Source organism: Actinoplanes sp. NPDC051859 (genome assembly GCF_044452725.1).
Taxonomy (GTDB): domain Bacteria; phylum Actinomycetota; class Actinomycetes; order Mycobacteriales; family Micromonosporaceae; genus Actinoplanes.
In genome coordinates, this window is record NZ_JBITBX010000007.1 from 206,584 (window position 1) to 220,187 (window position 13,604).

Annotated in this window: 15 protein-coding genes; 9 read left to right on the plus strand and 6 right to left on the minus strand. The window is 69.5% G+C overall.

Annotated features, from left to right (window positions below; translation table 11 throughout):
- The first annotated feature begins 138 nt into the window (after positions 1-138).
- Both lysX and ACIA1L_RS19760 read left to right on the plus strand, forming a co-directional pair.
- A complete protein-coding gene (gene lysX / locus ACIA1L_RS19755; RefSeq protein WP_396074262.1) occupies positions 139-3,477 on the plus strand; it encodes a bifunctional lysylphosphatidylglycerol synthetase/lysine--tRNA ligase LysX in 3,339 nt (1,112 codons plus the stop codon).
- Positions 3,478-3,545: 68 nt separating this feature from the next.
- Positions 3,546-3,674, plus strand: a complete 129-nt coding sequence (locus ACIA1L_RS19760) for a hypothetical protein (protein ID WP_396074263.1) — start codon at positions 3,546-3,548, stop codon at positions 3,672-3,674.
- Positions 3,675-3,710: 36 nt separating this feature from the next.
- On the opposite strand, the gene ACIA1L_RS19765 is transcribed toward ACIA1L_RS19760, so the two are convergent.
- Complete coding sequence (locus ACIA1L_RS19765) at positions 3,711-3,977, minus strand: hypothetical protein (protein ID WP_396074264.1); 267 nt, start codon at positions 3,975-3,977, stop codon at positions 3,711-3,713.
- Positions 3,978-3,996: 19 nt separating this feature from the next.
- Entirely contained in the window at positions 3,997-4,137 is a 141-nt protein-coding gene (locus ACIA1L_RS19770) for a hypothetical protein (RefSeq protein WP_396074265.1), read from the minus strand.
- 129 nt (positions 4,138-4,266) lie between these two features.
- Here ACIA1L_RS19770 and ACIA1L_RS19775 point away from each other — a divergent pair, with 129 nt between their 5' ends.
- Together ACIA1L_RS19775 and ACIA1L_RS19780 are read left to right on the plus strand one after the other, a co-directional pair.
- A complete protein-coding gene (locus tag ACIA1L_RS19775) occupies positions 4,267-5,124 on the plus strand; it encodes a helix-turn-helix domain-containing protein (protein WP_396074266.1) in 858 nt (285 codons plus the stop codon).
- Positions 5,125-5,145: 21 nt separating this feature from the next.
- Positions 5,146-5,340: a DUF397 domain-containing protein gene (locus tag ACIA1L_RS19780; RefSeq protein WP_396074267.1), complete on the plus strand. Its 195-nt coding sequence runs from the start codon at positions 5,146-5,148 to the stop codon at positions 5,338-5,340.
- A 61-nt stretch (positions 5,341-5,401) separates the two neighbouring features.
- Here ACIA1L_RS19780 and ACIA1L_RS19785 read toward each other — a convergent pair whose 3' ends face one another.
- From ACIA1L_RS19785 to ACIA1L_RS19795, 3 genes are all read right to left on the minus strand, one after another.
- Positions 5,402-7,042 (minus strand): methyl-accepting chemotaxis protein, encoded by a 1,641-nt coding sequence (locus tag ACIA1L_RS19785; protein ID WP_396074268.1) that lies wholly within the window; start codon positions 7,040-7,042, stop codon positions 5,402-5,404.
- A 52-nt stretch (positions 7,043-7,094) separates the two neighbouring features.
- A complete protein-coding gene (locus ACIA1L_RS19790; protein ID WP_396074269.1) occupies positions 7,095-7,544 on the minus strand; it encodes a hypothetical protein in 450 nt (149 codons plus the stop codon).
- A 100-nt stretch (positions 7,545-7,644) separates the two neighbouring features.
- Complete coding sequence (locus ACIA1L_RS19795; protein WP_396074270.1) at positions 7,645-8,031, minus strand: multiprotein-bridging factor 1 family protein; 387 nt, start codon at positions 8,029-8,031, stop codon at positions 7,645-7,647.
- A gap of 206 nt (positions 8,032-8,237) precedes the next feature.
- Here ACIA1L_RS19795 and ACIA1L_RS19800 point away from each other — a divergent pair, with 206 nt between their 5' ends.
- A complete protein-coding gene (locus ACIA1L_RS19800; protein ID WP_396074271.1) occupies positions 8,238-8,825 on the plus strand; it encodes a chemotaxis protein CheB in 588 nt (195 codons plus the stop codon).
- Between the two features lie 56 nt (positions 8,826-8,881).
- Positions 8,882-9,682: a TIGR02452 family protein gene (locus tag ACIA1L_RS19805; RefSeq protein WP_396074272.1), complete on the plus strand. Its 801-nt coding sequence runs from the start codon at positions 8,882-8,884 to the stop codon at positions 9,680-9,682.
- Here ACIA1L_RS19805 and ACIA1L_RS19810 read toward each other — a convergent pair.
- Positions 9,604-11,646, minus strand: coding sequence for a diguanylate cyclase domain-containing protein (locus ACIA1L_RS19810; RefSeq protein WP_396074273.1), 2,043 nt, complete (start codon positions 11,644-11,646; stop codon positions 9,604-9,606). The two genes, ACIA1L_RS19805 and ACIA1L_RS19810, sit on opposite strands and share 79 nt — an antisense overlap.
- A 241-nt stretch (positions 11,647-11,887) precedes the next feature.
- On the opposite strand from ACIA1L_RS19810, the gene ACIA1L_RS19815 reads away from it, so the two are divergent.
- The 3 genes from ACIA1L_RS19815 (at position 11,888) to ACIA1L_RS19825 (ending at position 13,592) form a co-directional block, all read left to right on the plus strand.
- Entirely contained in the window at positions 11,888-12,274 is a 387-nt protein-coding gene (locus ACIA1L_RS19815; RefSeq protein ID WP_396074274.1) for a hypothetical protein, read from the plus strand.
- Between the two features lie 138 nt (positions 12,275-12,412).
- Positions 12,413-13,096: a DUF4360 domain-containing protein gene (locus ACIA1L_RS19820; RefSeq protein ID WP_396074275.1), complete on the plus strand. Its 684-nt coding sequence runs from the start codon at positions 12,413-12,415 to the stop codon at positions 13,094-13,096.
- An 85-nt stretch (positions 13,097-13,181) separates the two neighbouring features.
- On the plus strand, positions 13,182-13,592 hold the full coding sequence (locus ACIA1L_RS19825; RefSeq protein WP_396074276.1) for a hypothetical protein: 411 nt from the start codon (positions 13,182-13,184) through the stop codon (positions 13,590-13,592).
- Positions 13,593-13,604: the final 12 nt, after the last annotated feature.

The following is a 13,604-nucleotide window of genomic DNA, read 5'->3' on the forward strand; positions in this document are numbered from 1 at the left end:
AAATTGTCAGCTTCGGATTCTGTCGAATCCCCCATCACTATGGGCAACCGGGCAACTCCCCAGTAGCGGTCGTCACGTATCGTCGCGGCTCGTCGAGCGACATGGGCGGAGAGACTGGTGCAAGGCACAGCAGAGACAGTGACGGAGCCTGGCAAGTGGGCAACCGGCACACCGGAGTCCCCGCGTCGGGGCTGGAAGGGCTCCGTACCGAAGGTGGCGTCCCGGGTTCTGCTCGTCGTGGCGCTGATCTGTGCGCTCGCTGCCGTCAGTGCCGCGTTCGGGACCCGGCTGATGCCGATCCGCCGGCTGGTCGACTCGTTGCTGATGCCCGCGCCGGCCAACCTCGGTTACGCCGTGTTCCTGGTGATGCTGGCGGTGGGCGTCAACAACCGCAAGCGGGTCGCCTACTGGTTGTTGACCGGCTACTTCGGACTGCAGCTGATCACCGACGCGCTGATTCTGCTGGTGGCGCAGCGCCCGGCACCCGGGTGGGCCCAGCTGTCCACCAAGCACCTGTGGCTGCTCACGGGCAACCTGGTGCTGACTGTGCTGGTGCTGGCCGTGCTGGCGCGTACCCATCAGCAGTTCTATGCCCGCGTCCAGCGGGCCAGCTTCCCCAAGGCCCTGGGCACCGTGGCCGCGATGATCACGATCTTCTCCCTGCTGGGTTGGGGCTTGGTGGCGGCTTTCCCCGGCTCGCTGCGCCGCAGCGGCGGACACCACCTCGCGTACGCGATCAAGCAGGTCACCGGTGGTGCCCTGGAGTTCAGCGTGCACCGCTCCGGCATGGCGCCCGGCTGGATCAACCTCGTGCTGGGCTTCTTCGGCGCGCTGACCCTGCTCACCGCGGTCGCCGTGCTCATGCGCTCCCAGCGGGCCGCTGCCTCACTCGACGCCGCGGAGGAGCGCCGGGTCCGTGAACTGCTTGATGCGTACGGTGAAGACGACTCCCTGGGCTATTTCGCCACCCGCCGCGACAAGGAAGTCATCTTCGCGCCGTCCGGCCAGGCGGGCGTGACCTACCGAGTGGTCGGCGGGGTGAGCCTTGCCAGCGGCGATCCGATCGGCGACCGGGCGCACTGGGGCGCGGCCATCGCCGCCTGGTTGCAGGAGGCCCGCGAGTACGCCTGGACGCCGGCCGTCATGGGTGCGAGCGAGGCCGGCGCGACTGCCTTCGCTCGCGCGGGCATGCGCGCGTTGGAGTTGGGCGACGAGGCGATCCTGCGGGCGGCCGACTTCAGCCTCGAAGGCCGGGAGATGCGCCAGGTGCGGCAGGCTGTCGCCCGGGTGGAACGGGCCGGCTACACCGTGCGGATCCGGCGGCACCGCGACATTCCCGCCGACGAGATGGACCGGATCGTGTCGCTGGCCGCGCGCTGGCGGGACACCGAGACCGAGCGCGGCTTCTCGATGGCGTTGGGCCGACTCGGCGACCCCGCCGACGGCAACTGTGTGCTGGTGGAGGCACTGGATGTGGAGGGTGCGGAGGCGGCCCTGCTGTCGCTGACGCCCTGGGGCAAGGACGGGCTGTCGCTGGACCTGATGCGGCGCGACCGCAGCGTCGACAACGGCCTGGTGGAGTACATGGTGGCGACGCTGATGGGCCAAGCGCCGCAGTTCGGTGTGACGCGGGTGTCGTTGAACTTCGCCGTGTTCCGGGCGGTGTTCGAGGAAGGCGCCCGGATCGGCGCGGGTCCGGTGCTGCTCGCCTGGCGCCGGCTGCTGCTGTTCTTCTCCCGCTGGTTCCAGCTGGAGTCGCTGTACCGCTCCAACGTCAAATACCAGCCGCAGTGGATTCCGCGGTTCCTCTGCTTCGAGGACGTCAGCGACCTGGCGAAGGTGGGTTTCGCGTCGGCCGTCGCCGAGGGCTTCGTCGAGGTTCCCAGCCTGCTGACGCTACGGCGCCGCGGGCAGGCCACAGCTCTGGCGCCCGAGGACGCCCAGGCCCGCATCCCGCTGCCGCGGATTCCCGACCCCGCCGAGACGGTCACGGCCGCGGAACCCACCCACAATGAACAGACTCGGGTACGCCTGGCGAAGCTGTCGGCGTTGCGCGCGGCGGGAGTCGACCCGTATCCGCCGGGCTTCGCGCGTACCGATGAATGCGGAGCGATCCGGGCCGCGCACGAGGACCTGCCGCCCGACGCGGCGACCGGGCGGACCGTGTCGGTGACCGGCCGGCTCATCCTGCAGCGCGACCACGGCGGGGTGTGTTTCGCCACGCTGCGCGACGCCAGCGGCGACCTGCAGATCATGCTGACCACCGGTGAGCTGGGCCGCGACTCGCTGCGGCAGTGGCGCTCCAGTGTGGACCTCGGTGACCATGTCGGAGTCACCGGTGAAGTGGTCACCTCGAAGCTCGGCGAGGTCTCCGTCCTGGCGAACGCCTGGACCATCACCGCGAAATGTCTGCACCCGCTGCCCGACAAGCGCCGCGGCATCGCCGACCTGGAGATGCTGAGCCGGCGTCGGCACCTCGACCTCATCGTCCGGCCAGCCGCCCGCGACATGCTGCGGATCCGCTCGGCGGCCGTGCACGCGGTGCGCACCACCCTGATCGGCCGGGACTTCCTCGAGGTCGAGACGCCGATCCTGCAGCCGGTGCACGGCGGCGCCAACGCGCGGCCGTTCGTCACCCACAGCAACGCGTACGCCATGCCGTTGTATCTGCGCATCGCCCCCGAGCTCTACCTGAAGCGGCTCGCCGTCGGCGGCATGGAGAAGGTGTTCGAGCTGGGCCGCGACTTCCGCAACGAGGGCGTCGACGCGACGCACAACCCCGAGTTCACCATGCTGGAAGCCTACGAGGCCTACGGCGACTACACGACGATGCGTACGCTCACCCGCACCCTGATCCTCGCCGCGGCAACGGCAGCGCACGGCTCCCCCGTGGCGCGCCGCGACGGCGTGGAGGTCGACCTCGACACCGAATGGCCGGTCATCACCCTGCACGATGCGGTGTCTGCGGCGCTCGGCGAGGCGATCAGCCCGGACACCGGCATCGAGGAGCTGCGCCGGCACGCCACCACAGCAGGCGTCGCGCTGCAGCCGGGTTGGGGCGCAGGACCGATCGTGCTGGAAATGTACGAGAAGCTGGTCGAGAAGCAAACCGAGGCACCGACCTTCTACACCGACTTCCCGACCGAGGTGTCACCCCTGACCCGGCCGCACCGCACCGACCCGCGCCTCGCCGAACGCTGGGACCTGGTCGCGTTCGGCATGGAGCTGGGCACGGCGTACACCGAACTCATCGACCCGGTCGAGCAGCGCCGCCGACTGACCGAGCAGTCGCTGCTGGCAGCCGGCGGCGACCCGGAAGCCATGCAACTCGATGAGGACTTCCTCGGCGCCCTCGAATACGCTATGCCGCCGACCGGCGGGCTGGGCCTCGGCGTGGACCGACTGATCATGCTGCTCACCGGCCGGACGATCCGCGACACCGTGCCGTTCCCGATCAATCGGCCGGCTGCCCGCTGACGTCTTCCGTACTGTGCCCGTACCGAACTCTGACCTGACCACCCTTGACTGCGTTCGGAGGTGCGCACATGCCGAACCGGAACTGGGCTGAGCTGAATGTGAAGGATGTCCCCCCGCCGCCGCCCCGCTACGCGGGCTGGGTGGAGGTCACCGCGGGTGTGGTCGTCGCGATGTTGGTGCTGCACCACTTAGCTTGATGGGCGATCCCGCATAGCGACTTGGCGCGATCCCGCTTAGCTTGCTGGGGCGATCCCGCGCGCGTAGGAATGCAGCGATTCGCGAACGCCGCCGATCGCAATTCCCACGCATTCAAGATCTTCTTTAGCTAGGCGGATCTTGTAGTGGGCGCCCACGATGAAATCGTTGTGACTGTCGCCGACCAATCGGTGCAGGCGGGCGGCTATTCGATCAAGCTCGTCGCTCATCGCCGCGAGGGCTTCGAGGGGTGGGCAACTCTCCGCCAGCAACCGGATTGCCGCCGCATCGTCCGCTCCGGACATGTCTGGTCCACCTCTCTGGTCAGCGGTGCGCGGGGCAGCGCAGGTCAGGGCAGGACAGGGTGGCGCCGCAGGTCGGGCACCAGCGCACCTTGATCTTGAAGCTGAGCAAGCCGGCCAGGAAACCGACGATGAGCGCCGCAATAATCGCGCCGAGGTCCATGGCTCCTCACACTGACACGGAGCAATATCATCATCAATACCTCAGTGTAAGAATTCTTTTGTGGACCGGGGTTGCTCCATCGATGAAGAAGGAGAAAACTGATCGTCCTGACGGACCGGGAGGTATGTGGTGCCGAGGACAAGTGGGCCGACAATCGCGCGATGGCAGCTCGGCCAGCAGCTCAAAGCGATGCGCGAGGCGGCGAAGTTCACGCACATCCAGATCGCGGATGTTCTCGGCTGCTCCGAATCCAAGATCTACAAAATCGAGGCGGGCGACGTCGGCATCAACCGCGGCGACCTGCTCGTCATGCTGTCGCGCTACGCAATCCCCGACGATGACCCCCGCGCCCTCACCGCCCTCGACTTGCAGAAGCAGGGCAAGCAACGCGGCTGGTGGTCCCAGTTCGGCACCCTGCCGATGAACTACTCCATGTACGTCGGCCTCGAAAGCGCAGCCACCACGGTTAAGAATTTCGAACTCGCGGTGATGCCCGGCTTGCTCCAGACAGAGGCGTATGCACATGCGGTAGTGACAGCCGCTTGGCCGGATGAACCCACCGAAGTCGGCCGCCGGGTGGAGCTGCGTATGGCGCGGCAAGCCTGTCTGGCCGAAGAACCGGCACTCGATTTCTGGGCAGTGGTGGACGAGGCGGTCCTACGCCGCCGGACCGGCGGCGACGATGTTATGCGGGAGCAGCTCCGCCATCTCCTCGCCCTTAGCCAGCGACCGAACGTGACGATGCAGGTGCTGCCCTTCAGCGAGGGACACCATGCCGGAACGACCGGGCCCTTCTCGATCCTTGAATTCCCCGAGGGTGTCCACAGCCCGGTGGCCTACGTGATCAGCCAAGCCGGCGACGTGTATCTCGAGCGAGAGGACGACATGCGGCGGGTTAATCTTGTCTATACCCACCTGCAAACCGCCGCCCTCAGCGAGAGCAAGTCCCGCGAGCTGATCGTGGCCATCGCCAGGGAGCTGGCGTAGAAGGAAGAAGGAGGCGCGACAGTGGACCTGTCTCGTGCCACATGGCGCAAGAGCACGCGCAGCGACAGCAACAGCCAGTGTGTCGAGTGGGCACAGCTTGACCAGGTCGTCGCCGTGCGCGACAGCAAGAACCCGGACGGCCCGGCGCTGATCTTCTCGCCCGGCGAGTGGACCGCCTTCATCGGCAGCACCCAGCGCGGCGAGTTCGACCTCTGAGATCCCGGCACACCGAGCCCCGCTGTCCCACCCGGGAAGCGGGGCTCGCCAGTGTCCAGGGTCAGATCTTGAACTCGGCCATCGCCGCGCGGAGCGTCGAGCTGGCGTCGGCGAGCTCGTTGGCGGCCGTACGGGCGTCGTCGACGTCGCTGGCCGCCGCGTCGGTGCTGTGGGCCAGTTCGGCGATGGTGTGGGCGATCTGTTCGCTGCTTTCGGCGGCCTGACCGAGGCTGCCGTTGATCTGCCGGGTGGCGACGTTCTGCTCGTCGATGGCCGCCGAGACGATCTCCTGGAAGCCGTCGATGCGCTGGATCGCCTCGCTGACCGCGTTGATGGCGGTGACCGCCGAGTCGGTGCCGCTCTGGATCGCGTACACCTTGGTGGTGATGTCGCCGGTGGCCTTGGCGGTCTCCTGGGCGAGGTCTTTGACCTCGCTGGCGACCACGGCAAAGCCTTTGCCGTGCTCGCCGGCGCGGGCCGACTCGATGGTGGCGTTGAGGGCGAGCAGGTTGGTCTGCTCGGCGATGCCGCTGATCAGGCTGACGATGGTGTTGATCTCGGCGGAGGATTCGCCGAGCCGGGCGATCGCCTGGCCGGTGTCGCGGGTGGTGCCCACCGCCTCGCCGGCGGCTTGGGTGGCGGCGTCGGCGCTAGTGGCGATGCGGGCGATCGCGCTGCCGACCTCCGAGCTGCTGAGCACCACCGTCCTGAGGTGGGCGAGGACGCTGTCGGCGGCGGTGGAGACCTGGGTTGCTCGGGTACGCGCCTCGTCAGCCGAGTTCGCCATCCGCTCGGAGACGCCGGACAGCCGGACGGAAAGGTCACCGACCGAACCGGCGCCGTCGAGCACCTGGCGCACCGCGGTCTGCAGCGCCGAGGTGCTGCGGTCGACGGCCGTGGCGAGCGCGCCCAGTTCGTCGGAGCGCTGGAGGTTGACCCGGGCCGTGAGGTCACCGTCGGCGAGCCGGCCGAGGACCCGGACCACTGAGCGCAGGGGCCGGACGATGGACCGGGTCACCATGATGCCGGCCAGCAGTGCCAGCAGCACTGCCACGGCGAGCGTGCCGCCCAGTGCCGCGGTGCTGGTCCAGCGGGCGTTCTCCATCGCCTGATGCAGCGACTCGCCGCGGGCTTCGGTGGCCGCGTCCAGCTTGTCGGTGATATCGATCGTCTGCACGTACGCCTCGTTGGAAGCGCCCTCGTTGACGATCTTCATGGCGGCGGCGCGGGCGGGCAGAGTGTCCTGCTGGAGCAGTTTGACCACTTCGTCGTCGGAGACGTAGAAGCCGTCCCAGATCTGCCGGAGTGGTTGGGCGATGGTGCGCTCGTCCGGCTTGAGCGCAGCCTGGTCCAGGGCGTCGAGTGCTTCGTACATGGAGGCTTTGGCCTGCAGCAACCCGTCGCGGTTGTAGGAGTCCGGCTTGGTGGCCGCTACTCCGCCGACCACGCCGGCATCGGCGATCACCAGGCCTTGCCAGCCGGTCACATCGGCCACGCTGTAGAGGAACTGCTGTACTGCCTCGCGGGACCTGGTCAGGTCTGCGAGCGCCTGCTGCACCCGGTCCTGTGTGCGTAAGCCCCACCAGCCGGCTCCGGCGGTGATCGCGAGCAGCGCGATGAGCAGGCCGAAGCACAGCCCGAGACGGCTCCCGACCCGCAGGCGGCTCAGAAAAGACAGCACGTTGACGAGCTTGTCAGACATCGGCGGCGGGTGACCGTGGAATCGGCAGGCCGGGGCGTTCGACCAGCGCGGGTCAAGATCGCGGGCGTAACGCGTGAACGTTGGACTCGGCCTGCTGTTCGCTGGAGGCGGTGCGCATGGCGTGGAGGTAGCCGTCCGTCTCGCGCTGCTCGCCGTATTCGGCAAGGCGGTCGAGCAGAACCTGGGCTTCGGCGCCGCGGTCGGCGGCCAGTTGGGCTCGCATCTCGGCCAGGGTTTCCTCGATGTGCGTGGTGGCACCGAGCCGGCGCAGTATCTGATCGCGGGCGAAGGCCACCAGAACCGCGAGCCAGGCCAGCACGAAGATCCCGGTGACCACGACGAGGATGGCGATGCCGTGCAGGTGCGGTGGTGGGCCGGCGGGCAACCCCGGTCCGCCGCGCGGCGGACCCGAGCGCCCGGCGAAACCGACGACGGCAGTGATGATCAGCGCGCCGGTGGCGGCGATGGCCGCCACCAGACAGCCCGCGAGCAACATGCTCACGTGAAGGTGAAGTCCACTCACGACTGAGGCGCGTTCGACTCCGGCCCGCGTGGTCATACCGAGGAGCCTACGGAGTCGACGGCTGGGATGCGACCAGCAGTCACGCGGAGCGGCGACGCCTGAGCACCTGACGATAGGGATCGATCATCCGATCGAGCACGGTTTCGAGCGCTCGGCGGTCGGCCGCCGGGATCGGCGAGTCGTCGGCCAGCATCCGATCCAGTTCACGGACGAGCGGATGCGGCGCAGGGACCGGCCGCGGTGGTGGCCCGGCCAGCCGATCCGGGTACGCCGCGAGCACCAGCTCGTTGATGGTGCGGCCCAGCACCGGCGCGATCCGCTCGATTGACCGGATGGTGGGCCGCTGCTCGCCGCTGAGCCAGCGCAGCACCACGGACGGATCCATGCCGACCGCGCGCGCGAAATGCGTAGGCGTCGGAAACCGGGCGGCGTCGATGGCGTCCTTCAGGTAGTCCCCGAAGCTCATCTGTGCAGCATATGCCGATGGCTTCTGGTTGGCTGTCGAGCCAGCCGGTGCTATTTTCATTGGCTGGAAAACCAACGCACCGGCGGCGCACTTCCTGCTACGCCGCCGGCCCGGTCCTGCACCTGCCCACAGTGGCGGCTGCTGCAGGTGCAGGACCGGGAACCCTTCACCCACCTGAGCCCGACCAAAGGTGAGAGGGTGGACGCATGGCGGACGAGTTTCCGGTCGTGACACTGGTCTGCTCGGCCGGCGGCCTGGCAGCGCTCAACGCCGTGCTGGCGCCGATGCCGGCCGACCTGCCCGCCGCGATCGTGGCCCTGCAACACCTGGACCCGGGACGCGCCAGCAGCCTCCCGAACTTGCTGAACCAGATCACCGCCCTGTCGGTCAGTTCCGCCTCCGACGGAGAGACCCTCGAGCCGGGCCACGTCTATGTCGCCCCACCGGGCCAACACACGTTGATCGTGGACGGTCCGGCGCTGACCCTGATCCCCTCCGGGCCGGTGCCGCCCTACCGGCCGTCCGCGGACCTGCTGCTCACCACAGCGGCGATCGCGCTGGGGCGGCGCCTCATCGCAGTGGTGCTCACCGGCCGAGGCAACGACGCCGCGACCGGGGCCACCGCCGTTCACCACCTGGGTGGAACGGTCATCGCCACCACAGCCGCGACGTCGACCGAGTCCTCGATGCCGCAAGCCACCATCACCCGTGACGACGTCGCCGACCACGTGCTGCCGCTGCGGCGGGTCGCACCCGTACTGATCAAGCTGATCGGTGGCCGGGTCCGCGGCTGACCGCCAGCCCGATATCCGATCGCGGACCCGGGCCGAGCCGCGGAGAATGCCACGCCATGAGTAAGGAACTCCGGGTGCTCGCCGCCGAGACGCTGGCGATCCTCGACGCCGGCCGCTACTCCGTGCCCGGCAACGGCACTGTCGACCTGGCCGACCGTGTCAGCGCCGCCGTGGCAGGCACCCGGCTGCACCTGCCCGAGGAGACGCTGCCGACCCCCGCCGTCGGTGGCGCGGCCCCAGCCGTCGAGGTGACCCGGGAAAGCACCCTGGCCGCGGCGCGTCGGCTCGCCGCAGCCGGCGACGTGGCCGCGCTCAACTTCGCCTCCGCGAAAAACCCGGGCGGCGGATTCCGTACGGGCGCCCAGGCCCAGGAAGAAAGCCTCGCCCGCGCCTCGGCTCTCTACCCGTGTCTCACCGCTGTCCCCGCCTACTACGCCTTCCACCGCACCCAGAGCGATCCGCTCTACAGCGACCGGGTCGTCTACTCCCCGCGCGTACCGGTCTTCCGCGACGACGACGGCGCGCTGATCGCCCCGGCCTACGACGTGTCGTTCCTGACCGCCGCGGCCCCCAACCGTGGCGCCGTACGCCAGAACGCGGCCGACCGGGCGGCGGCCCTGCTCGCCATCCGGGCGCGGCGGGTGCTCGCGGTTGCTGCCGCGCACGGCCACCGCCGACTGGTCCTCGGCGCGTGGGGCTGCGGCGTCTTCCGCAACGATCCGGTGATAGTGGCGCACGCGTTCGCGGGAGCTCTCGCCGACACGGCCGGCTGGTTCGATCAGGTGGTGTTCGCCGTCCTCGACCACGCCCGCGGCACACCGGTCCGGGCGGCCTTCGAGGCCCGCTTCTGCGCGTAGAGACGGGCGTCGGCCTGGCCGTACAGCGTGTCGAAGTCCGTACCGTCCCGGCCGGCTGTCGCCGCTCCGACGCTGGACGGCGTACGCACCGCCAAGGCCCGTTGGAGCCGCTCGGCTTGGCCCGCCGGATCGCCGCTTACCAGGACGACGAACTCGTCACCGCCGAGCCGGCCCACGGGGTCGTCCGGGCGTACGCCGGACTGCAGAGTGGCACCCACCCAGCGCAACAGGTCGTCCCCCGCCTCGTGCCCGGCCGTGTCGTTGAGCTTCTTGAACTCGTCCAGGTCGAAAATCAACAGGGCGGGCTGGGCGCCGGACCGTCGAGCCTCGTCCAGCACAGCGGCGAACCGGTCGGTGAAGCCGCGCCGGTTGAGACAGCCGGTGAGCGCGTCGCGTTCCGACAGGCGGGTCACCAGCGACCGGCGACGGGCGGCGACGAAACCCTGCTCGGCGCAGGCCACCGAGGCCGCCAGCAGGCTCACCAGATGGGCGACGACATACCAGGCGCTGGGCGCACCCTCCAGCACGGCCATCAGCAGATAGCCGAGGCAGACGGTGACGAGCACCGGCAATGCGGCACGCCAGCGGGTGCCCAGCATGATCAGCGGCAGGGAGCAGAGCAGGCCGGCAGCCAAGGGCGAACTGACGCCGCCGTCCAGCGCCGCGGCCGTGGCGGCACTGCCGTACCAGGAGAACGCCATTCCGGTCATGACCCACTGGGCGTGCCGCGACCGGCTCAGCCGGTCCGCGGCGGCGAAGGTGACCAGGCCCAGCAGCATCCCGAACGAGGACAGCAGTCCGATCGCCGCCCAGTGCGGATGATCCGCGGCGAAGACCAGCAGATAACCCAGGGCAGCGACACCCTTCAGCGCCGACACCCGACCGGTATCGGCGATCGAATGCCGGCGTCGCTCCCGGCGGGACACCCGCACCGCGGCCTGCGCCGGCGGCTGGGCACACGCCGCGGCCACGGCTGCCGCGGTCGGCGCCCGACGGTCCCGGGACGTCTTGTCGACATAGAGCCGCGCATCGGCGAGCCGGGTGAGCTCCGCGGCGGTGGTGGCAGCAACCGAGGTCGCCGTGCCGAAACTGGCAGGCGCCACGGCACCGAGTGCGGCCCGCAGCCGTTCGACGACCCCGTCCGCTTCCGCCGACCCGGTATCCGGCAACAGCACCGCGAACTCGTCCCCGCCCAGCCGGCCGGCCGCGTCCCCGGAACGCACCGCGTCGCGCAGCGTGTGCCCGACCCAGGCGAGCAGGTCGTCACCCGTGCGGTGCCCGTACGAGTCGTTGATCTCCTTGAATCGATCGAGGTCGACGAGCACCAGCGTGAGCGGCGTCCCGGCCTGCGCCGCGCCGGCGAGTTCGGCGGCGAAGCGCTCGTCGAAGCCGCGCCGGTTGAGGCAACCGGTCAGCGCGTCCACTCGGGATATCTCCGCCAGCCTGCGGCGCAATGACACCAGCACCCCGGCGTGCTGCAGGCACAGCAGCGCCACCACCGCGAACCCCACGCCATAGAGCACGGGATAGCCGAGCGATCCGGGCGGTCCGCTGCCGGCCACCACGGCGTACGCGCCAAGATCGATTGCCGCCAGCAGGAGGAAAGCTCGGGGCGGCATGAGGACGGCCAGGAAGATCAGATAGAACGGCAGCAGGTCGCCGAGCGGCGTCCCCACCCCGCCGTCGAGGACGCCGACCGCGCACAGCCCGGCAATGGTGGCGAGTCCCGCGCTCAACTGCATGGGCAGCCGCCACCGCGAGGCGGCGATGGCTCCGGCAGCGTGCCACCCGGCCGCGTTCAGGGCGAGGACAAAGGCACTCACCAGCAACAGGGCCAGTCGATGCGGGTGGCTCGGGCTCGCCAGCGCGTAGCAGGCGGCGATGGCCGACCCGACGGAGGAAAGCAGCGCGCTCCGCCGGACCTCGCGGATGGCGCGGTTGCGCAAGGCTGCGGTGATCGACAAGCGCTCACAGCCTCCTCTCGGCGAGACCGGGCCAATCGGCACCCCGGCCGGAAAGCTGAGCGTCGGGCCAGCGCTCAGTTCCTGTCCCACGATGGGCGGCGCACCGCTGGTCAGAGCCGGTCTGGCGTCCCAGCGTCCCAAGCCGTCCCAGCGGCTAGGTCCGGTCCTGTGCCCCCACCCACGATGGGTGCGGCCCGCTTCCCTCGCGGAGCCCGCATCGACCATCATCGGGGAGACTCACGTGCACCGAATCAGCAGGATCATCGTCGGCCTGGTCGCCACCACCGCAGCCGGGGTCGGCGTCTTCGCCGGGGCGGCGCCGGCGTCCGCCGCGGACGAAACGATCGCCGGGTGTGATTACCCGCGCGTCTGTTTCTACAAGACCTTCAACGACTACGAGCGGGAGCGGCCCACGGCTGCCTACCGCGACCTGGGCCCCACGCAGACGCTCGGCTCGCGCAGCAAGGGCGCGAGCGTGGTGGTCAACACCCGCAACGACGACGGCGCGCTGCTGCACTTCACCAACGGCAGGACCACCTGCCTGCAGCCGAACGGCGAGCTGCTGGCTACCGAGTACGGCGTCGTCGACAAGATCACGATCATGAACTCCCCGATCTGCCGGAAGTAGCGCATCGGCGGGGCCGAGCCCCACTCGGCCCCGCTGCCCACCCGCCACGCATGTCACGAACTTGTCATGGAAGGTTGTGCATTCTCTCCCTGCGCGTCGAAACCCGGCGCTTGATCATCTTTAGGGAGTTTGTCTTCCATGTCTCTGACCATGCGTCGCCTCCTTCCGGTCGTCGCGGCGGCCACCATCGCCCTCACCGGCTCGGCCCTCGCCGCCAGCCCCGCCATGGCCGCCAACCCGGAGACCCCGGTCCGCGACCTCGCCATCAGCGACCTGACCGTCCTCGGCGGTACCATCCGCGACGCCTCCGGCACCGTCGTCAAGACGGACGCGTGCGGCAAGCCGGGCACCGTCGTCGAGAAGTCCACCCTCCTCGACGGCTCGACCGCCTACTACACCCACGGCGACGCCATCGTCACCGAAGATGGCAAGAGCCTGACCGACATGACCTGCACCTACTCGCTGAAGGTGACCGCGCCCGAGCGCCAGGCGTTCAACCTGACGAACCTGTGGATGGCCGGCCAGAGCGTGCTGGAGGCCGGCGCCAAGGGCCAGGCGTCGATCTCGGTCAGCGCCCCGAGCGGCGGCACCGAGCTGACCGGCACGATCGAGGGCCCGACCGACTTCGGCACGAACTGGAACCTCACCGGCCTGCCGTCCGACAAGGCCCTCATCGGCAACTGCGGTGCCACCGAGGAACTCGTCATCACCCAGAAGCTGCACCTCGACGAGGGGACCACCTTCTCGTACCTGAGCAACGTGGCCGACCCGGGCTGGAACTCCGTCCGGGCGCACCTCTCCAGCATCCCCTGCAACAACTGAGCTAGGTAGTTCCTTCGCGGCTCCGGCCGGCGCCCCCACGCCGACCGGAGCCGCGCCCTTTACTTCACGTCCTATGCTGCACCGCATGGTTGAACGCGTTCAAGTTCTCGCTCCGCCGGCGCCGCACCCCGCCCGGCCCCTCCTGGTCCTCCTCGCGGCACTGAACGGCTTGGTGGCGCTGGCCCGCACCGGCGGCCTCGCCGGGTTCGACATCGAAGCCCTGTTCGGCTGGCTCGTCGTAGCCGTCATCGCCCTGCCCCTGGCAATGCGGCGATCCTGGCGGCTCTTCGTCACAACCTGCCTGGTCAGTGCCGCCCTCATCACCGCCCTGGGCACAGCGCTCACCTTCGGCGGCCTCTGGGTCCTCTGGTCCAGCTCGGCGCTCCTCATCCTCGCCGTCACCCCCGCAGCCCGTTGGCGTCCGCCCTACCTGGCCGCCGCCATCGCCCTCTCGGTCGCCGTCCCGTGGGGCGTCCTGGCCTACTACTGGCACTGAACCGGGCCGTAC

Bases quoted from the DNA above. Each gene is read 5' to 3' on its own strand.
- ACIA1L_RS19820 (WP_396074275.1), top strand. From the start codon at position 12,413: ATGTCTCTGACCATGCGTCGCCTCCTTCCGGTCGTCGCGGCGGCCACC.
- ACIA1L_RS19825 (WP_396074276.1), top strand. From the start codon at position 13,182: ATGGTTGAACGCGTTCAAGTTCTCGCTCCGCCGGCGCCGCACCCCGCC.
- ACIA1L_RS19795 (WP_396074270.1), bottom strand. From the start codon at position 8,031: ATGAGCTTCGGGGACTACCTGAAGGACGCCATCGACGCCGCCCGGTTT.
- ACIA1L_RS19785 (WP_396074268.1), bottom strand. From the start codon at position 7,042: ATGTCTGACAAGCTCGTCAACGTGCTGTCTTTTCTGAGCCGCCTGCGG.
- ACIA1L_RS19760 (WP_396074263.1), top strand. From the start codon at position 3,546: ATGCCGAACCGGAACTGGGCTGAGCTGAATGTGAAGGATGTCCCCCCG.
- ACIA1L_RS19800 (WP_396074271.1), top strand. From the start codon at position 8,238: ATGGCGGACGAGTTTCCGGTCGTGACACTGGTCTGCTCGGCCGGCGGC.
- ACIA1L_RS19770 (WP_396074265.1), bottom strand. From the start codon at position 4,137: ATGGACCTCGGCGCGATTATTGCGGCGCTCATCGTCGGTTTCCTGGCC.
- ACIA1L_RS19805 (WP_396074272.1), top strand. From the start codon at position 8,882: ATGAGTAAGGAACTCCGGGTGCTCGCCGCCGAGACGCTGGCGATCCTC.
- ACIA1L_RS19765 (WP_396074264.1), bottom strand. From the start codon at position 3,977: ATGTCCGGAGCGGACGATGCGGCGGCAATCCGGTTGCTGGCGGAGAGT.